The sequence below is a fragment of the Cedecea selenatireducens genome (assembly GCF_042138895.1).
Taxonomy (GTDB): domain Bacteria; phylum Pseudomonadota; class Gammaproteobacteria; order Enterobacterales; family Enterobacteriaceae; genus Cedecea; species Cedecea selenatireducens.
This window is the reverse complement of sequence record NZ_JBHIKW010000004.1, coordinates 45,638-63,222: the sequence shown is the minus strand read 5'-3', so window position 1 is coordinate 63,222 and position 17,585 is coordinate 45,638. Positions and strand designations below refer to the sequence as shown.

General features: G+C 55.9%; 18 protein-coding genes. 2 read left to right on the top strand and 16 right to left on the bottom strand.

Annotation, left to right across the window (positions count from 1 at the left end):
* The 7 genes from ACE38U_RS08160 to patD form a co-directional block, all read right to left on the bottom strand.
* Window positions 1–660: a DUF2931 family protein gene (locus ACE38U_RS08160; RefSeq protein WP_375529473.1), complete on the bottom strand. Its 660-nt coding sequence runs from the start codon at window positions 658–660 to the stop codon at window positions 1–3.
* Window positions 651–2,525, bottom strand: a complete 1,875-nt coding sequence (locus ACE38U_RS08155; RefSeq protein ID WP_375529472.1) for a type VI secretion system family protein — start codon at window positions 2,523–2,525, stop codon at window positions 651–653. Before ACE38U_RS08155 ends, ACE38U_RS08160 begins: the two co-directional genes overlap by 10 nt.
* 187 nt (window positions 2,526–2,712) lie before the next feature.
* The gene (locus ACE38U_RS08150; RefSeq protein ID WP_375529471.1) at window positions 2,713–4,341 is read right to left on the bottom strand and encodes a dipeptide ABC transporter ATP-binding protein; all 1,629 of its coding nucleotides are present in this window, start codon (window positions 4,339–4,341) and stop codon (window positions 2,713–2,715) included.
* Between the two features lie 165 nt (window positions 4,342–4,506).
* On the bottom strand, window positions 4,507–4,680 hold the full coding sequence (locus ACE38U_RS08145; protein WP_071842913.1) for a GhoT/OrtT family toxin: 174 nt from the start codon (window positions 4,678–4,680) through the stop codon (window positions 4,507–4,509).
* 82 nt (window positions 4,681–4,762) lie between these two features.
* Window positions 4,763–5,491 carry a YnfC family lipoprotein gene (locus ACE38U_RS08140; RefSeq protein WP_375529470.1) on the bottom strand — a complete coding sequence of 243 codons (729 nt, stop codon included), beginning with the start codon at window positions 5,489–5,491 and terminating at the stop codon, window positions 4,763–4,765.
* Window positions 5,492–5,638: 147 nt separating this feature from the next.
* Window positions 5,639–6,085 (bottom strand): peptidoglycan-binding protein LysM, encoded by a 447-nt coding sequence (lysM, locus tag ACE38U_RS08135; RefSeq protein WP_176983303.1) that lies wholly within the window; start codon window positions 6,083–6,085, stop codon window positions 5,639–5,641.
* 76 nt (window positions 6,086–6,161) lie between these two features.
* Complete coding sequence (gene patD, locus ACE38U_RS08130; RefSeq protein ID WP_375529469.1) at window positions 6,162–7,586, bottom strand: aminobutyraldehyde dehydrogenase; 1,425 nt, start codon at window positions 7,584–7,586, stop codon at window positions 6,162–6,164.
* 283 nt (window positions 7,587–7,869) lie between these two features.
* On the opposite strand from patD, the gene ACE38U_RS08125 reads away from it, so the two are divergent.
* Window positions 7,870–8,019, top strand: a complete 150-nt coding sequence (locus ACE38U_RS08125; protein ID WP_375529468.1) for a TOBE domain-containing protein — start codon at window positions 7,870–7,872, stop codon at window positions 8,017–8,019.
* A gap of 45 nt (window positions 8,020–8,064) precedes the next feature.
* Here the strand turns inward: ACE38U_RS08125 and ACE38U_RS08120 are convergent, their stop codons facing one another.
* Window positions 8,065–8,856: a polysaccharide lyase family 7 protein gene (locus tag ACE38U_RS08120; RefSeq protein ID WP_375529467.1), complete on the bottom strand. Its 792-nt coding sequence runs from the start codon at window positions 8,854–8,856 to the stop codon at window positions 8,065–8,067.
* 144 nt (window positions 8,857–9,000) lie between these two features.
* Between ACE38U_RS08120 and ACE38U_RS08115 the strand changes: the two genes are divergently transcribed.
* Entirely contained in the window at window positions 9,001–9,873 is an 873-nt protein-coding gene (locus ACE38U_RS08115; protein WP_375529466.1) for an MBL fold metallo-hydrolase, read from the top strand.
* 27 nt (window positions 9,874–9,900) lie between these two features.
* On the opposite strand, the gene ACE38U_RS08110 is transcribed toward ACE38U_RS08115, so the two are convergent.
* The 8 genes from ACE38U_RS08110 to ACE38U_RS08075 all read right to left on the bottom strand — a co-directional run bounded on the left by ACE38U_RS08110 (window position 9,901) and on the right by ACE38U_RS08075 (window position 17,446).
* A complete protein-coding gene (locus tag ACE38U_RS08110) occupies window positions 9,901–10,431 on the bottom strand; it encodes a GNAT family N-acetyltransferase (protein WP_176983299.1) in 531 nt (176 codons plus the stop codon).
* Window positions 10,418–11,848: an aminotransferase-like domain-containing protein gene (locus tag ACE38U_RS08105; RefSeq protein ID WP_375529465.1), complete on the bottom strand. Its 1,431-nt coding sequence runs from the start codon at window positions 11,846–11,848 to the stop codon at window positions 10,418–10,420. Before ACE38U_RS08105 ends, ACE38U_RS08110 begins: the two co-directional genes overlap by 14 nt.
* 131 nt (window positions 11,849–11,979) lie before the next feature.
* Window positions 11,980–13,287 (bottom strand): ABC transporter substrate-binding protein, encoded by a 1,308-nt coding sequence (locus ACE38U_RS08100; RefSeq protein ID WP_176983313.1) that lies wholly within the window; start codon window positions 13,285–13,287, stop codon window positions 11,980–11,982.
* Between the two features lie 7 nt (window positions 13,288–13,294).
* Window positions 13,295–14,368: an ABC transporter ATP-binding protein gene (locus tag ACE38U_RS08095; protein WP_375529464.1), complete on the bottom strand. Its 1,074-nt coding sequence runs from the start codon at window positions 14,366–14,368 to the stop codon at window positions 13,295–13,297.
* A 5-nt stretch (window positions 14,369–14,373) separates the two neighbouring features.
* Window positions 14,374–15,198, bottom strand: coding sequence for a glycerophosphodiester phosphodiesterase GpdQ (gene gpdQ, locus ACE38U_RS08090; RefSeq protein ID WP_176983297.1), 825 nt, complete (start codon window positions 15,196–15,198; stop codon window positions 14,374–14,376).
* Window positions 15,199–15,209: 11 nt separating this feature from the next.
* Window positions 15,210–16,097 carry a carbohydrate ABC transporter permease gene (locus ACE38U_RS08085; protein WP_038472168.1) on the bottom strand — a complete coding sequence of 296 codons (888 nt, stop codon included), beginning with the start codon at window positions 16,095–16,097 and terminating at the stop codon, window positions 15,210–15,212.
* Complete coding sequence (locus tag ACE38U_RS08080; RefSeq protein ID WP_176983296.1) at window positions 16,087–16,962, bottom strand: carbohydrate ABC transporter permease; 876 nt, start codon at window positions 16,960–16,962, stop codon at window positions 16,087–16,089. Before ACE38U_RS08080 ends, ACE38U_RS08085 begins: the two co-directional genes overlap by 11 nt.
* Window positions 16,963–17,143: 181 nt before the next feature.
* A complete protein-coding gene (locus ACE38U_RS08075; RefSeq protein WP_038472164.1) occupies window positions 17,144–17,446 on the bottom strand; it encodes a hypothetical protein in 303 nt (100 codons plus the stop codon).
* Between the last annotated feature and the right edge of the window lie 139 nt (window positions 17,447–17,585).

The following is a 17,585-nucleotide window of genomic DNA, read 5'->3' as shown; positions in this document are numbered from 1 at the left end:
TCACCAGTCACCATATGGATATACTTTGCCTTTAATAAACTCAGGCGTGTCTCCATAATATTTATACCCGTTGGGATGTTTCGTTATCCCTCGGCAAATATCTAACTTATCCCCTGATACGGTTTTCAGGACGGACGGCGTCACGCGGTAATTAGGCTCAGAACCACTTCCCTGTAACCAGACGGCCACTTTCCCCTCTGGAGCCAGGCCAATTTGCACTCGGTCGTAATACACCGTTCTTCCCCGGTAACCGGGGAACTCGCTTGGCCTGAGCATTTTTTCCAGGACAGGTTTAGGAATAGTCAGTGCAGTTTCATACACCTTCTTATCGATAATCGAGTCCCAGCAAAAAATAATATGCCGGGGTGGGCGCTCAACGTGATTCCAGTAACCTCCGGGTGCACGATCCTTATCATTCCACTCACCGATCACTTTAGGCAGGTCGGGTGTACTGTTCAGGGTATTAAATTCATAAACTTTGCCATTGGCATCCTGAACAACGGCGTATGTCACAAGGGCGGGCAACGCTTTGGGCGTGAAAAAGTCAAAGGTCCACTTGGTCGGCACACCTTTTTGCGTGGCCGCGTCGGATAAAGGTTTTCCCTGGCAGGCCGTCAGCAGAAGCAGCGGTAACAACCAGGCTGTGCGAGTTATTTCCATATTTTATTCCCGTCCATATCGTAAATTGTTCTCTGCCAGCGCTCGTCCGGCCGGTTGGTGAATGTCACCAGCTTCGCCGGTTTAACTGCGCCACGGATCATCCCCTGGTCGTCTCGCACCAGGCTGTTCCAGTTGGCCGAACAGTGGATATATTTTTCGGCCAACGTCAGGATTTCCGGCGTGGTAAAGCCGGGGGCAAGTTGCCCTTTCCGGACGGCACGGCCCATTACCATCGCTTTTTCACATAAAGCATTTAGATCTGCAGTTAACGCAAAATCTGGCACAGTTTCATCAATAGGATCAAACACCACCCCTGCATCCTGCGCCGCATCGAACATTACCCTCAGCACTACCTTCGACCAGTCGTTATTCGTCGGGCGGTCAATGACCAGCGCAGCCCCGCTACGCTTTTGCAACGTGCCGTAGCGGTCTGCTGGCATTTTGTTGTCATGCCAGATATCTATGCTGACCTCCACGGCGTTCAGCAGTGGCGCTATCGCCGGATAGCCGTCCATCGCTTTGAGCTGTTCGCAGGTCTGCTGATAAATTTGTGTTTCAGTATCTGGTGTAGAAAGGGGAACGGTTTCAAATTCCGGCCGGGTCAGGAAGTAAACTTCATGCTCAACAGGATTGTAGCCACCGCCAATGTCGGAGTGTGCCCCAGGCAGCGCCAGCTCCGGCCACGCCGGTTTCACGCTGTTCAGCGCGAAGTTAAACCGGCATTCGTGCTGTGCGGTAATATGGAACACCTTCTCTGCCACGCCCGGCCTTAGCAGCAGATTCACATCTCCGGTATCGGCGCTGTGAGGGTTGAGGCCGTTAACCGGCGTCCCGATGGCTGCGACGGTATCAAATATTCCCAGAAAGCGCGTTTTGCCTCCCGGCGTCCCGGAAAATTCCACGCCATCCAGCCCCAACTTAAGCGCCGCGATGACCGCACGTTCCTGACTGAAGACCCGGTTGGCAAAGTGGCGCGCTGCCGCCGCGCCTCGGCTGAAGCCAAAAATATCAAAACGTAATGCTCTGATGAGCCCTACATCAGTTTCAGATGGCTTGGCTAAATAATCTTTGATAGCCGTAGCCAGTGCCACGACAGCTTTATCGGTTTTACCGATCACGCCAGTATCTCCGCGACCAGTCCCCATCCCGTAAGTACTGTCACCGACTCCGTCTTCTGTACCAATACCCTCAATATAAATAGCATGTTGCCCTTCTTCAGCATTAGAAGGGAAATCAGTAGAGTAAAGCGTACGTAACCAGTGTACGTTACTGTAGTAGCCGATATAGCTTCCGGCTGCGGTGCCACTGACTCCACGCTTGAGCCGGATACACTGTTCTAACGCAGATGTAGACTCCGCATCCGTCATCCCAAAATGTTCACCGGTACAGGCGGCCTGCCGGGCGCCGCTGTTGTTCGCGTTATTGCCTGTACCATCAAAAAACACGCCGATGGTCAGCGTGATTTCACGCTTCTTCTTCGCGGCCTGCGCACGCTGTTCAGGCTCCGCACCTGAGTTATCATTAGGCGTTTGTTTAGCTGAAGCGGAGCTTGCTACTGCCTTTGAGTACTTTGTCGAAGAAACGGTTTCTTTTACATAGCAGTCAGGTATAGATGGCGTGAACCTGGCTTTACAGGGACATGAACTGATACTGTCAAGTGTTCCCGCTAATCGCTGCGTTTCATCCATAAAACTATCCGTGCCACCTAAAATCTTATAGGTGACACCTGGATTTTTTCCGCAGGAGACTAAATCACCTTCACGAGCAGCATTAGCGTCGTACCATGTAACTGTGGGGTCTCCAGTGAGTATTTTTCCACCGCAGGTGGTGCGATCCCCAACCCGGAGGTAATAACCTGTTGCCATAAATCCCTCTATTCATTGTGTGTATTTTCCCGGCGGTCATTTTACAGCCAATCGCTATAGGCACAACAAAAAGTGGACTTAAGTGAAATTTACTTAATAACAAACAGAACACGAGGCTCTATCTTCGATTTATCTCTTGCAGTGATCATCGACCTCTAGCTGCGGGCCGTTATTAGGCAGGGCTTTGTCACCCCACCTTACGCAGTTTCAGAGCTTGCTGAATATCCGGCGCGGCGGCAATCAGCTGCTTCGTGTATTCATGCTGCGGCCGATCGAGCACCTGCTTCGTGGCCCCGGTTTCTACTATTTCACCCCGATACAGCACCACAACCCGATCGCAGGCCTGGCGGACGGCGCCGAGGTCGTGGCTGATAAACAGAACGGTTAAGCCCAGGCGGTCACGCAGATCGGCGAGCAGCGCCAGGATCTGCCCTCGTACGGAGAGGTCCAGCGCCGAAACGGCCTCGTCGGCCACCAGCAGTTCAGGCTCAAGCGCCAGCGCGCGGGCGATGGCAATACGCTGACGCTGCCCGCCGGAGAAAGCCGCAGGCAAACGCCCTGCTGCACCGGCGTCCAGCCCGACAAGCTCCAGTAATTCATTCACCCGGCTTTGAATTTCCCCTGCTGGTCTTAATTTATGAACTCGCAGCGGTTCGGCAATCTGCTCGCCTACCGCCATTTTCGGATCCAGGCTGGCGTAAGGATCCTGGAAGATAATCTGCGCCCGGCGGCGCATCCCCAATTGCTGCTCACGGCTGGCGCGACGCACGTCCAGTCCATCAAAAATAATGGTGCCGCTGTCTGCCGGAATTAAGCCTATTGCCGCCCTGCCCAGCGTGGTCTTGCCCGAACCTGACTCGCCAATCAGCCCGACGATCTCGCCCCGCTCAATTTCAAGACTGGTAGGCTTGAGCACGGTTTGCCGGCTGGCAGGGAAAAACGGCAGCGCATGCGCCTGGGGATAGCTTTTGGTCAGCTGCGACAGCTGTACCAGCGGTGAACGGGTCACGTCTTTGCGCCTGGCGGCCTGCGGTTCCGGCTGGGAAGCGGCAATCAGCCTGCGGGTATAGTCGGCCTGCGGATGGGTTAGCAGCGTTGGCACGTCGCCCTGCTCAACAATATTGCCCTGATACAGCACGCAGGCACGATCCGCATAGCGGGCAACCACGCTTAAATCGTGGGTAATAAAGAGAATGCCCATCGCCATTTCCTGCTGCAACTCCTGCAGCAGGGCCAGGATTTGTGCCTGAATGGTGACGTCGAGCGCGGTGGTTGGCTCGTCGGCAATCAGCAGCGCGGGCTTGCAGCTAATGGCGCTGGCAATCATCACCCGCTGGCGCATACCGCCGGAAAGCTGATGAATATACTGTTTTGCCCGCTGCGCCGGGTTCACAATTCCGACCCTGTCCAGCAGCGCGACCGCCTCACGATGTGCCTGCTTCCAGCTGAGTTTTTGGTGGCGAACCAGCACTTCTGCAATCTGCTCCCCCACCTTCAACACCGGATTCATGCTGCTCATCGGTTCCTGAAAAATCGTGGCAATCTGCTGCCCGCGAAGCTCGCGCGGATATTTTTGACCTACGGCCGACACGATCTGCCCGTTAAAAATAACCTCACCGCCCGTTTGCCGAACCCCAGTTGGAAGCAGCCCCATCACCGCCAGCGAGGTTAAGGTTTTCCCGGAGCCAGACTCCCCCACCAGCGCCACGATCTCCCGGCTTTCAACGCTGAACGATGCCTCCTGCACGAGGGGCTTTCCCTCGAGCGTACTGATGCAAAGCGAGTTAACGGCTAACAGCGGGTTTTGAGCGGCCATAAGGGTTCCAGACGAGAGCTAACATCGTGATTTTTGAGACTATAATATCTGCCCAGGCACCACAAGATGATTTGCTGATAGCTTAGTCATTTGGTCTTGTTCCCGGGAGTTACCCGCACGCGTAATTCCGTCGGCAAGCTTTGACTTTCACGAAAGCCTGCTCGATCAGAACAGCGAGAACAATAGCGCGACCGGGAAGCTCATCGGCCAGGTCGCCCCGACAAGGACGGAGCAAAGCAGCTTAATACGTTTGGAGTCTTTGGCGAGCAGCCAGGTGATCCCGGCGCAGATTAACGACATTACGGCGTAAAAAACCAACATGTGTTGATAAAGCGTCATACAAAGCATTACTACTTGTTAAAAAATTTTGCAAAATATGCTCTTTTTTATGACGCAGATCAAGTTTAGAAACTTACTTTACTCAGTAATAGCTGACTGCCGTCGTCGCATGCTGATGCTGGGTTTGCTGCGTGTTTCCCAGGCCGGTGACCAGCGTTATGTCGCAGGCAACGGGCGTTAGTTGTTCGTCATAACGGCAGTGGCTTTCGGCGGTTAAAAACGCCACGCCCATCGTTTCGGTCACTAATTTGTAGTCGAAAGGCCGCTTTGCGGCATCTTCGTAGCTGACTTTGGTCTGCGAGGCCACTTTGTCATTCAGATAGAAATCCACCTGCTGAGGCAGCCCACTGGTGTTGTATTCATGATGAGCAATGCGCTGGCCGCCCGGCATGAAAAAGATCTCTTTCAGCAAGCCGTTCGGCCAATAGGCGTACTTCACCTCGCCAAGATCATCCTTTCTCTTTTGCACCAGGCATTTATCATTCAGCTTCAGGGATAAAGGTTTGCCGTTCTGGGTGCCAATAAGCGCGTTTCCTTCACGGCGAAGCTGCAGGACCATTTTTTGCGCTGAATCTCTGATATCAAGGCTGGTAACGCACCCGGCACGGTCCAACAACAGTTTATTTTCATAGTTTATTTCGCCGGAGGGATGCTTCATCACGGTATGCATTTCGCGCACGTTTCCGGACGGGGCGTTAAAATCAAACATCGTTGCCAGGTTGGCGATGGCCGGGTTTCTTGTCGTCTGGGCATGGGAAAAAGGACTGAAAAGCAGCGTCATCCCCAGCAAAAAATAACCTTTTAATGTCATACATCTTCCTTGAACGCAGGCAGAAATTGTCCGCCGTTTACGCGTGGATGCCGGGAGCTTTAATTAAGCAGAGGGTTAAAGAGGTTTTAGCGGAACACTTTACGCGATCTGCCAGACAAAACCCACCGAAGTGGGTTTGCAGGGCACTTACAGCTTAGGAATGATCAGCACCTGTCCGGGGTAAATTTTATCCGGGTGGCTTAGCATCGGTTTATTCGCTTCAAAAATAGTGTTGTACTTGTTGGCATCGCCGTAAACATGTTTGGAAATGGCGCTCAGCGTGTCGCCCGATTTCACCGTATAGTAAGTCGCCTCCTGCGCCGCATCCGTTGCCTGAATATTGTTTTCCACGCTGCTGATCCCGGCCACGTTACCGACCGCCACCTGAATTTTTTCTTTCAGCGCCTGGGTCAGCCCGTCCCCGCCGGAGATCACCGCTTTGCCGTTTTCAACGGTGACATTTACCTTTTCGGCACCGGGAATACCGCTGTTTTTCAAATGCTCCTCAAGCTTGCTGCCCCGATCGTCTTCGTTTCCTTTCAGCGAGTCCCACAGTTTCGCACCCGCGTCTTTGACAAAATCAAATAATCCCATGGTTTTTCCTCCTGTTTACTGGTCCCAGTAAGCCTGGCAAAAACAGAGGAATCCGCCAGTCGCCCGTTTCAGCAGGTCAGTGTTTAATCATCACATGCCGAATCACGGTGTAATCCTCCAGCCCGTACAGCGACATATCTTTGCCGTAGCCGGAGAGCTTTTGCCCACCGTGCGGCATCTCACTGACCAGCATAAAGTGCGTGTTGACCCAGGTGCAGCCGTACTGCAGCCTCGCGCTCAGGCGATGCGCCCGGCCAACGTCCTGCGTCCATACCGAGGATGCCAGGCCGTAGCTGGAGTCATTGGCCCACTCAAGCACCTGCTGCTCATCGTCAAACTTTGTGACGCTGACCACCGGGCCAAACACCTCTTTTTGCACGATCGCATCGCCCTGCTTCGCACCGGCCAACAGCGTTGGCTGATAGTAATAACCGTCGCCTGCCACCTTGCTGCCGCCCGTCACCACGTTGATATGAGCCAGCGCTTTGGCGTCCTCCACGGCTTTGCTCACGCGTTCAAGATGCGCCTTTGAACTCAGCGGCCCCAGCTCTGTGCTTTCGTCCTCGGGCGGCCCATATTTGAGGCTGGCAACGGCTTTGCCAAGCTGCTCAACCAGCCTGTCGTAAATGCCGCTTTGGGCATAGATCCGACACGCGGCCGTGCAATCCTGCCCGGCATTGTAAAAACCGAACGTTCGCACGCCTTCGACCACCGCCTGCAGGTCCGCATCGTCAAACACGATAACCGGCGCTTTACCACCCAGCTCCATGTGGGTGCGTTTAATCGACGGCGCGGTATGGCTAATAATATGTTCCCCGGTGGCGATAGAGCCGGTCAACGACACCATGCGCACTTTTTCATGCCCGGTCAGCGCATCACCCACGGTAGGGCCGCGCCCGAACAGCACGTTAATCACGCCCGCAGGGAAAATATCTTTTGCCAGCTCGGCGAGCTTAAACGCGGTAAGAGGCGTAATTTCGGAAGGTTTGATAACCACGCAGTTCCCGGCGGCCAGCGCCGGCGCCAGCTTCCAGGCGGCCATCATCAGCGGATAGTTCCAGGGCGCAATAGAAGCCACCACCCCTACAGGATCGCGGCGGATCATCGAGGTGTGCCCGCTCAGATATTCCCCGGCGGCCAGGCCGCTCAGGCAGCGGCTTGCCCCGGCAAAAAAGCGGAAAACGTCGACAACGGCCGGGATCTCATCATTCAGCACGCAGTGGAAAGGTTTGCCGCAGTTTTGTGATTCAAGGCGCGCAAAGGCTTCACCGTGTTGCTCTATGGCATCGGCCAGCGCCAGAAGATGCTCCGCCCGCTCCTTCGGCGTCGTCTGCCCCCATTCGGCAAACGCTTTATCTGCCGCCAGCACGGCATCGTTGACCTGCTGAACAGTGGCTTCTGCCACCTCCAGCAGCAGCTGACCGGTTGCCGGATTGTAGACCGGTTGTTTTTCCCCGAGGCCATCCACAAGCTGGCCGTTAATCAATAACTGGCTTTGCATCCCGATCTCCTTTCTCGTTCTGATAATAAGGCCTGCAGCGGCGCATTAGCGTAAAAGGACTGAGTAAAAAGCATAGTTCCGCCGGTACGTCGCCTGCGACACAGCGTAGGGATTTTCACCAGGTTGTGATGCACTGCGCAGTAAGTCGGTGAAACGGCTTCGCTCTCTTTGGTATAACAGGCGGGATAGAAAATTAGGTATCTATTGAAAATTAATATGAAAAGAAAGCAGCGCGCCCTATGCTTTAGTCAGCCCTTTTATTAATTAATCGCCGGGAGGCACTATGACCATTTCTGCCCGTAATCAGTTAACCGGCACCATCAGCAACGTCACGGCCGGCGCCGTCAACGACGAAATCGAATTAAGCCTGAACGGCGGCGGCAAGCTGGCGCTGGTGAAAGCCTCTTCGGTGCTGATTGCGTTGAAGAAGTAAAAATTACGCTTCCGGCAACCCCTCAGGCTACCGGGTTTGACAAGCTTACCGATAGCGCACGTCAAGCTTACTGTAGGCCACCACCGCTTCTGAACCGTCCTTGTTTTTGTCCTGGTTGTAGTTCCCCGCCTTGAAGTAAAGCTGGATGTCTACCCAACTCTGTTTCGGGTAACTGAAGGTTTTGCTGACCGTTTTTCCTCCGGCGTTGGCTTCAACCGTTACTTTCATCCCGCTCTCAGTGCCTTTGGCTTTAATGTTGTAGTCGATTTTTTCCTTAAGCCCGACGCCCGAAAGCAGCGTGGTGCGTTTCTCCGCGTCGCCGTAATTCTCTTTCACGCCCGCGACTATCGCGCCGTCCTCCCAGCGCAGCTTCAGCATTTCAGAGCCGCCGGGTTTGTCGCCGTGGATTTGCGCAAAAATGATCGACCGGGTGGCCGGGTTCTTCACAACAAACACCGAGCCACTTTGCTGATTCTCAAAATCGCTGCCGTTGACAAAATTGTGGGTCGCCCGCAGCTCAACCCGGGGAAACTCACTGTGCGGCGTAGAGCCAAAACCTGACGGCGCCTTAAACATCATTGCCCCCGCCGGAATAGCAGAATCACAGCCTTTTGAACCACCGCAGTTGCTGTAGAAATACCGGTTATGCAGCTCCGGCGTTATCTTCACCTCGTTAGGTTTTTCACTGCCGTCAAAGGATTGCAGCAAATAGCCCTTTGTCAGCACCGGAAAATTTTCCCCCGGCAAATTCTGCCCGTTTTCAGCCCATGCGCTGGCGCTCAACGTCACCAAAAGCAGGCCTACCGGCACTGCGTAACCTACTGTTTTACCCTTCATCTTTTACCCCAACGCAAAATGTAAACCCGCCCGCTCAGCTAACCATTAATCAGCGTAGATGCTTTACTTAAAATCTGTTGCTGTGGCATTTCAGTGGTAACAATGGGTTTCCGGTTCTTAACCTGATGCATAAAGGGAATATTGATGATCAAAAAACTGCTCGTTTCGGCGCTGTTTGCAGCCAGCTACTCCGCCTTCGCGCTGGCGGATAACGCGGGTGCAGCGTTTAAAACTTTTCCGCTCGGCAAGCTTGAGTTAACCGCCCTGCACGATAAAAACAACGCCCTGCCTAACGATGGCAAAGTGATGGGCGTCGACGTGGGAGAAAAAGCAGTGGCCGAAGTGCTGTCTGCGGCGGGCGCCCCGACGGACAATATTAAGCTCAGCGTCGATGCACTGCTGGTCAAAGACGGCAGCAAAGTCATTTTGCTGGATACCGGGCTTGGCCCCAACGCTCAGGGGCAGCTGATTTCGAGCCTCGCAAAGGCGGGCTATAAGCCAGAACAGATTACCGATGTGCTGATCACCCACGTTCACGGCGACCATGTTGGTGGGCTGCTGACGGCGGGCGGCAAACCGGCGTTCCCCCACGCCACGGTGCAAATCTCCGCTCCGGACTGGGCCTGGCTGCAAACGTTGCCGAAGATGAAGGCGCTGGCGGAAGCTATCCAGCCGCAGGTGAAAACCTTTAAGCCTGGCGACCAGGTGCTGCCGGGGATTACCTCTGTACCGCTGCCGGGGCATACGCCGGGGCACGTTGGCTATCAGATTGTCTCCGGCAAGCAGCGTCTGTTAGATATTGGCGACTCGGCGCACAGCTCGATTGTGTCGCTGACGAAGCCGGAATGGGCGATTGCCTATGATAACGACCGCCAGGAAGGAATAGCCAACCGCAAAGCGCTGCTGGCGAAGCTGGCCGCCGATCGCGAGCTGATTTTTGCCCCGCACTTCCCGTTCCCTGGCGTCGGTCACATCGTGGCCAAAGGCGACCATTACGTCTTCCAGCCGACAGAGTAGCCGTGCTACAGGCCGGTTCGCCGGCTTTTAAACCTCCTGCCGGTGAATCTGATACCAGACATGCCGCCGCAGCGGATGCTCCGCCGGCACCATCGGATGGTCAAACTCACCGCATCGGCGCATGCCTGATTTTTCCATCACCCGCTGTGACGGCAGGTTCGGTAACGCGGTAAAAGCGACAATGCTTTCGAGGCCGTACTCTTCAAAACCCACGCGCAGCGCCTCTCTCGCAGCTTCTGGGGCATAGCCTTTTCCCCAGAACGCGCTACGAAGCCGCCAGCCGACCTCAACGCACGGGGAAAACGGCAGCTCGTACATCGGGCGATTTAAGCCCACAAATCCCGCCAGCTCGCCGCTGTGCCGTTCTTCCACCGCCCAAAAACCAAAGCCGTTTTGCGCCATACGCTCGCGAAATGCCTCCAGATAGTTACGGCTTTCTTCCGGCGTTAATGGCTGCAAAAAATAGCGCATGACTTCGGGATCAGCATTCATCTCAGCAAACGGCGCTGCATCGTCATCGCGCCACGGCCGCAGCAGCAATCTTTCAGTCTGGTACACCTTGAAACTCCTTAATTAAGGTCTTAATTAAACGTGACAACGTCACTGCCGCCTGATGTTCTCTGTCGCCCCACGCCCACGAGGCATTGAAGCGGAAGTAGTTGTCCCACGCGCGGCCGGTGGTGAACATTTTGCCCGGCGCGATGCTTATCTTGTGCGCCAGCGCCCGCTCGTTAAGCAGGCTGGCGTCCAGCCCTTCCGGCAACTCGATCCACAGGAAATAGCCGCTTTCGCTGCGGTGGATTTTTACCTCCGGCGGGAAGAGATCGTTCAGCGTCTGCCACGCCTGCTGTTTCCGCTCGGCCAGCATCCTGCGCAGTTTTCGCAAATGCGTGTCATAGCGGCGGGTCGCGAGGAAATCGACCAACGCCAGCTGCATCGGCGAACTCGTCGATAAGGTGCTCATCAGCTGCAATTGCTGAATGCGGCGGGCGTGTTTTCCGGCTGCCACCCAGCCGATGCGAAACCCGGCCACCAGGCATTTCGAAAACGAAGAACAATGCAGGGTCATGCCCTGATTATCGTATGCCCGCGCAGGCAGCGGCCTTTCCCGGCCATAATAAAGCTCGCTGTAGACGTCGTCCTCAATCAGCGTGACGTTATGCGCCTGCAGCAGTTTCACCAGCTGCGCTTTTTTCTCCGGCGGCAGCGTCACCCCCAGCGGGTTCTGGCTGTTGGTCATTAGCCAACAGGCCTTGACCGGATATTCCGCCAGAGCCTGGGCCAGCGCGTCGAGATCGATTCCACTCACCGGGTCGGTTGCAACCGACAACGCTTTAAGCCGCAGGCGTTCCAGCGCCTGCAGCGCGCCGTAGAAACAAGGGTTTTCGACAATCACCCAGTCGCCCGGCTCGGTGACGGCCTGCAGGCTGAGATTGAGCGCCTCAAGCGCCCCTGCGGTTATCACAATCTCATCCGGGGAAACCTGCATTCCCTGCTGGGCATAGCGCTGGGCGATGGCGTGACGTAGGGCTTCGTTACCGGGCGGCAGGCTTTCAATCACGCTGATGGCGGTGGCAGTTTTGCTGACCGCGGACATCGAGCGGTTGAGCTGCTGGAGCGGGAAAAGACGCGGATCCGGAAACGCGGAGCCAAACGGCACCACCGAGGCATCCGTGCTCGCCTGCAGGACATCAAAAATATAGGTGTTGATATCGACGGTTTCGGCGCGAGTCACCTGCACCGCCGGCGGCGTGGTGCGTGCCACGTGCCGGGGCGCAACGTAGTAGCCAGACTGAGGCCTGGCAACAATGGCTCCCTGGCTTTCAAGCATCTGGTAGGCGTGGCCGACGGTCATAAAGCTCATCCCGCTGTGGCCAACCTGCTCGCGCAGCGACGGCAAACGGTCGCCCGGCTGCCAGACGCCAAGGGCAATCTGATCGAGGATCTGCTGTGCCAGCTGCTGGTACTTTTTCATGCGCTGCTCCCTGTCTATATCACAGCGCTAAAAATACGCTGTTTTGAACAACTGTTATAGTCAGAAAGTGATTTTTTAACATGAGGGTAACGGGCGGAATAACCGCCCGTGGGGATGAGAACTAAAGGATTTTACTTCACGTCGGCCAGCGCTGTTTTCTCAACGTAAGGCTTCATCAGGCTATCTGCCGTTTGCTGCGCAGATTTCGCTGCGGCTTCCGGCGTCACTTTCTGGTCATTCACCACCGCCGCCAGCTGGTTTTCCATCGCCTGGCGCACGGCAACCGTTTCATAGGTCGAGTACCACGGATGGGCATATTGCAGCTGATCCAGCGCGATTTGTGCCCGAGGATCTTTCTGCAGGTACTCTTTCATTTCCGGCGTGTCATAAGAGGCTTTCAGCGGCGAGAAGTAGCCGGTGAAGCGGCTCCACGCGCCGTTAACCTGCGGGCTAACCAGATAAGTCAGGAACTGGTAAGCCGCTTTTTTCTGCGCATCGGAAATACCTTTGAAGCTCACCAGGCTCGCGCCGCCGATAGGCACCGCGCGCTGTTCCTGGGCGGGCATCATCGCCACTTCCATATCAAAGTCTTTGCTGTTTTCGCGCATAAAGCCCAGCGCGCCGGTGCTCAGCATCGCCATGCCCAGCTTGCCGCTAAAGAAGGCGGCGCTGATTTGTTTGGAGTTCAGCACGCCAGACGGCATCACTTTGTCGCGGTAAACCATATTCTGCCAGAAGCGCAGCGCGCCGATGGTGGTCGGTGAATCGTAATACACTTCACCCGGATAGTTTTCGTTGAAGTAGTTGCCGCCGTTGGCGCGAACCAGCGAGGAGAAGATCCAGCCGCCGTAGTCGTCGTTGGTGGACGGCAGCATAATGCCCCACTGCCCTTTGCTGGCGTCGGTCAGCTTCTTCGCATCGGCCAGCATTTCGGCCCAGGTCTGCGGAGGCTGCTTGATGCCCGCCTGGTCAAACATCGTTTTGTTGTAATAAAGAATTGGCGTGGAGTTATGAAACGGGATCGCGTAGGTGACGCCCATAACCTGGGCATTTTTATGCATCGCCGGCCAGAAGTCGTTCATCAGGAAATCACCCGCCTTGCGGGGGCCGTATTTAAACAGCTCGTCCATCGGCAGGATCTCGTCCTTCAGCGCCAGGTCGGTGGTGAAGTTGGCCGACATGATCACCAACGCCGGCGGCTGCCCGGCCTTCTGTGCGGATTCAGCTTTAATTTTGGTGGTGTCGTAGCTGCCGGTAAAAATCCCGCGCACCTCAACGTCCTGCTGCGAGTCGTTAAACGCTTTGATGACGCGCGTCATCTCCATCGTCAGCTTGCCGTCGACCGGCGCCGGGAACATAAAATCAATTTTCTCTTTTGCCAATGCCGCGCCGCTCACGGCCAGCGAACAGCAAACGGCAAGCGCCCGCCATTTATGCATCAGGGGGTTAAACATGGTCAATCTCCTGGTCTAAGTTGTGGTGAAGGTCTGTGTGGAAAAGGTGAATATCCGATGAGGAAAAACCGAGGGTGAGCGTATCGCCTTTTTCTGGTACCGCCCCGCGATGGCGGCGGGTGTAGCGTAACGTCCCCAGGGGTGTGCTGACATGGAGCAGGTAATCTGCGCCCATCAGTTCTCGTTGCAGCACCGTCGCGCTCAGCGTCAGGTGCCCTTCCTCTGGCCTGTCGGTAAGATGCTCAGGACGAATGCCGAGCCAGACGCTCTTTTCCGCGCTCGCCGGGGACGGCAAAGGCAGGTTCAGCGTCTCGGGCAGGATGCGGCCGTCTTCACAGGGCAGAGAAACCAAATTCATTGCGGGCGAGCCGATAAAACCGGCAACAAACAGGTTGGCGGGCCGGGCATAGAGATGCTCCGGCTTGCCCACCTGCTGCACCACGCCCCCGTTCATCACCACAATACGGTCCGCCATCGACATGGCTTCCGTCTGGTCATGGGTGACGTAAATGGTGCTGGTTTTAAGCTGATGATGCAGCGCCATGATGCTGTCGCGCACCTCGGTACGCAGGCGAGCATCCAGGTTTGAGAGCGGCTCATCCATCAGGAACAGGCGTGGATTTCGCACAATCGCTCTCGCCATCGCCACGCGTTGACGCTGCCCGCCGGAGAGTTTGGCCGGTTTGCGGTCAAGCAGTTCGCCGAGCTGTAGCATCGCGGCCACCTGCTCGAGACGAGGCTGCCAGCTGGCCTTGTCTTCTTTGCGGATCTTCATGCCAAACGTGATGTTGTCGCGCACGGTCAGGTGCGGAAACAGCGCATAGTTCTGGAAAATCATCGCGAAGTTGCGCTCGCGCGGCGACATTGCCGTGATGTTCTCACCGTGGAACCAAATCTCACCGCTGCTGGCCTCTTCCAGCCCAGCCAGCATCCGCAACAGCGTACTCTTACCGCAGCCGGAGGGCCCCACCAGCACCACAAATTCACCTTCTTCGATGCTGAGCGACAGCGCATTCAGCGCCGCTTTGCCTTCGAACTGCTTGCTTACGTGATTCAGTCTTAACATGGCCGTTAGCGCTCATCCGTCGGGCAGCTGATCGCCGCGTCATACAGCCACGGGCCTGCATAGTGCGCCAGCGAATGCTGGTAGCTCACCCACTGCTCGCCCACCTGGCGGTGCATCAGGCAGGACGGCGGCGACAGATCGTAATACGGGCGGCTGTCTTCAAAGTGGTATGGCACCTGGTGCACCGTGCCAGGAATGGTGGCGATGGTCGCCTGCCGATATTGCGTGATTGTCAGGCAGTGGTTATGGCCGCAGAAAATACGCACCAGCGACGGGAAACGCGCCACCAATTCCAGCAGCAGATGGCCGTTTTCGCAGGCGATTTTGTCCATTTGCGCATTCCCCAGCGGCAGCGGAGGATGGTGCATAAACACAGCCGTTGGCCTGTCGCCGCCCGCCGTAAGCTGCGCCTCAAGCCAGGCTACGGTGTTGTCCGTCAGCCACCCTTTGGAGTGCCCCGCCAGGCTTGAGTCGATAAACAGCAGCCGGGTAGCGAAATCGTCCACCGCATAATGAATGTTTTGCGGATCGTGCCCCAGCTGCGGGCAAAGCGGGCGCAGGTACTCCAGGAAATGCGCTTTGTCGTCGTGGTTGCCGGGGATCAGATAAAGCGGCGACTTGATGGTGCCGAGCACCTGGCGAGCGACCTGGTACTCATCCGGGCGGCCGCAGTTGACGATATCCCCGCTGACGATCACCGCGTCCGGGCGTTCGCGTAGCGCATTCAGCTGCGAGGCCACGTCGGCATTGCCGCCGTTAATATCGATAAAGCCGTACAGCTTCTGGTTCTGACTGCGGAAATGGGTGTCGGAAATATGGGCCAATAACATCACTCAACTCCTTACTTGATGCCTGAAAAACCAAAACTTCGCAGAAACTGCTTCTGGAAGGCGATAAAGGCGAGCATCAGCGGCAGGCAGACCATAATGGTGCCCGCGCTGATGGTGCCCCACTGGCCGCCGGACTCGGCGCCCATAGCAAACGAAACCAGGCCAACAGTCAGCACCTGTTTGTCCGGGTCGTTGAGCATCATCAGCGGCCACAGATATTCGTTCCAGTGGTAGGTAATGCTCACGGTGGCGAACGCCAGCACCGACGGCCAGCACATCGGCAACAGCACGCGGTACAGCACCTGCCACCAGCGGCAACCCTCCATCAGCGCGGCCTCCTCCAGCTCTTTCGGGATGGCGAGAAACGCCTGACGCATCAGGAACACGCCAAACGCAGAGGTGAAATAAGGCATCATCACCCCGGTCAGCGTGTTGAGCAGCCCCAGCGCTTTGAGCGTCATCATGTTCGGCACCATCATCACCACCGGCATGATCATCAGCTGCACCAGGAACAGCAGAAACAGCGTCTGTTTGCCGCGGAATTCATGGCAGGCGAAAACGTATCCGGCGGTGGTAATGGTGACGAGCTGCACGAAGAAAGTGCCGAAGCTAAAAATCAGCGTGTTGGCGTACAGGCTCAGCCAGTCGGCGCTCTGCCAGGCATCACGAAAGTTATCCAGCGTCAGCGGGAAACGCGGCAGCACGGAAGCCATGCCTTCGCTAAAGGTGCTGGCGCTAAAGGCCGAGGACAGCATCCAGAGAAACGGACTCACCCACAGCAACGCCAGGCAGCACATCAGCACTGTGAGGGTGATGCCCTTTGATTTACGCAGGCGCAACCACAGCGGCTGCGGCACGCTACGCGCGTTGACAACGGGCCCAGAAAACTCAACGCTCATGGTGGGCGCCCCTTTCCAGCAGCTTGAGGTTAACGAACGAGAAGACAAACAGGCCGGCCAGCGTCAGGAAAGTGGCGGCGGAGGCTTTGCCCAAATCATGCGTGTCCCAGGCGAGACTCTGGATGTAATACAGCAGCACGGTCGTGGCGTTATCCGGCCCGCCGCGCGTCATTACCGCCACGTGGTCGATTTGCGTGATCGAATAGATAAGCGCGGTGGTAATGACAAAGCTCAACGTCGGGCGCAGCAGCGGCAGCGTGACCTTAAAGAACACCTGCGATGAGGTCGCGCCTTCCATGATCGCCGCTTCACGCGCCGAGGCGGGCAGGCTTTGTAACCCTGCGAGGAAAAACAGCATGTAATAACCGGCAAACTTCCACACGCCAATCAGCGCCAGCGCGTACAGCGCACTGTTGCTGCGCCCGAGCCAGTTGTTGTTCATCGGCCCAAACAGCTTCGCCAGGTAGTAATCCAGCATGCCCATGCCCGGCATAAAGATAAACAGCCACAGCGCCGCCGCGCTGACCATCGGGATAATCATCGGGAAAAAGAAGGCCGTGCGCAGCCAGCGGTTAATGCGGTGGTTTTCCCACAGCGCGACCGCCAACAGCAGCGCCAGGACAACGCCCGGAATGACGGTCAGCACGATATAAAACAGGTTATTCACCAGCGATTTCCAGAACACCGCGTCGGCGAACAGGCGCACATAATTACCTATGCCCACGTAAGCGCCAGCGTCGCCCGCCATACGCGTATCAAACAGGCTGTCGTACACGGAGCGCACCAGCGGAAACCAGGTGAATAGCAGTAAAAAGAGTAAAGACGGCGTGAGAATCAGCCAGGGAAGCCAGGGTCGTTTTGCCATTGTCCGAAAACCTGTCGGGGGTCAGAAGTCAGACAGTATGGGAGGGATTTATGGCAGAAACGTTACCGGGAAATGGCAGTTTGGCGGTATAGAAAACAGGCAGCGCTCCGGTGGGGAGATAACTGCCTGTCGCTCAAAGAGATTGTCTTTACAGGGATATATTCTTCAGGCAAGGAAAACGCTACTGCATTTGCGCCAGGCTGGCTTTTTTGCTCTTGCGGTTATAAAGGCACAGCTCTTTGCCCGGCACCGGGTTGCTGTTCTTAAACTTGTAGTTGCCTGAAATTACCACCGCCGAATAGCCAACGTCGTCGCCAAAATCGGTGCGCTTCCCTGCAATCTTTTTCTCCTGCAGCGCGCTGATGGCAAGGCAGCTTTTTTGCACGTCTTTGTCCAACTGCTGCCAGGCTGCCTCCGAAGAAGCCAGGCTGCTAAAGGTGGTGAGTAAGACAGGAATTGCCGCGAGTATAAATCGCTTTTTCATAGTGACCTCGAAACAAAGGAATACGTACATATCAGCGTCATCAGGCTGATAATCTATAGCAATATCAGTCCGGAATTATCTGTATTGTTGTTAACGCTTAGGTTCACTAGTGGTCTGCCTCGAAAACGAAAAACATCTC

Bases quoted from the DNA above. Each gene is read 5' to 3' on its own strand.
- ACE38U_RS08160 (WP_375529473.1), bottom strand. From the start codon at position 660: ATGGAAATAACTCGCACAGCCTGGTTGTTACCGCTGCTTCTGCTGACG.
- ACE38U_RS08155 (WP_375529472.1), bottom strand. From the start codon at position 2,525: ATGGCAACAGGTTATTACCTCCGGGTTGGGGATCGCACCACCTGCGGT.
- ACE38U_RS08150 (WP_375529471.1), bottom strand. From the start codon at position 4,341: ATGGCCGCTCAAAACCCGCTGTTAGCCGTTAACTCGCTTTGCATCAGT.
- ACE38U_RS08145 (WP_071842913.1), bottom strand. From the start codon at position 4,680: ATGACGCTTTATCAACACATGTTGGTTTTTTACGCCGTAATGTCGTTA.
- ACE38U_RS08140 (WP_375529470.1), bottom strand. From the start codon at position 5,491: ATGACATTAAAAGGTTATTTTTTGCTGGGGATGACGCTGCTTTTCAGT.
- lysM (WP_176983303.1), bottom strand. From the start codon at position 6,085: ATGGGATTATTTGATTTTGTCAAAGACGCGGGTGCGAAACTGTGGGAC.
- patD (WP_375529469.1), bottom strand. From the start codon at position 7,586: ATGCAAAGCCAGTTATTGATTAACGGCCAGCTTGTGGATGGCCTCGGG.
- ACE38U_RS08125 (WP_375529468.1), top strand. From the start codon at position 7,870: ATGACCATTTCTGCCCGTAATCAGTTAACCGGCACCATCAGCAACGTC.
- ACE38U_RS08120 (WP_375529467.1), bottom strand. From the start codon at position 8,856: ATGAAGGGTAAAACAGTAGGTTACGCAGTGCCGGTAGGCCTGCTTTTG.
- ACE38U_RS08115 (WP_375529466.1), top strand. From the start codon at position 9,001: ATGATCAAAAAACTGCTCGTTTCGGCGCTGTTTGCAGCCAGCTACTCC.
- ACE38U_RS08105 (WP_375529465.1), bottom strand. From the start codon at position 11,848: ATGAAAAAGTACCAGCAGCTGGCACAGCAGATCCTCGATCAGATTGCC.
- ACE38U_RS08100 (WP_176983313.1), bottom strand. From the start codon at position 13,287: ATGCATAAATGGCGGGCGCTTGCCGTTTGCTGTTCGCTGGCCGTGAGC.
- ACE38U_RS08095 (WP_375529464.1), bottom strand. From the start codon at position 14,368: ATGTTAAGACTGAATCACGTAAGCAAGCAGTTCGAAGGCAAAGCGGCG.
- gpdQ (WP_176983297.1), bottom strand. From the start codon at position 15,198: ATGTTATTGGCCCATATTTCCGACACCCATTTCCGCAGTCAGAACCAG.
- ACE38U_RS08085 (WP_038472168.1), bottom strand. From the start codon at position 16,097: ATGAGCGTTGAGTTTTCTGGGCCCGTTGTCAACGCGCGTAGCGTGCCG.
- ACE38U_RS08080 (WP_176983296.1), bottom strand. From the start codon at position 16,962: ATGGCAAAACGACCCTGGCTTCCCTGGCTGATTCTCACGCCGTCTTTA.
- ACE38U_RS08075 (WP_038472164.1), bottom strand. From the start codon at position 17,446: ATGAAAAAGCGATTTATACTCGCGGCAATTCCTGTCTTACTCACCACC.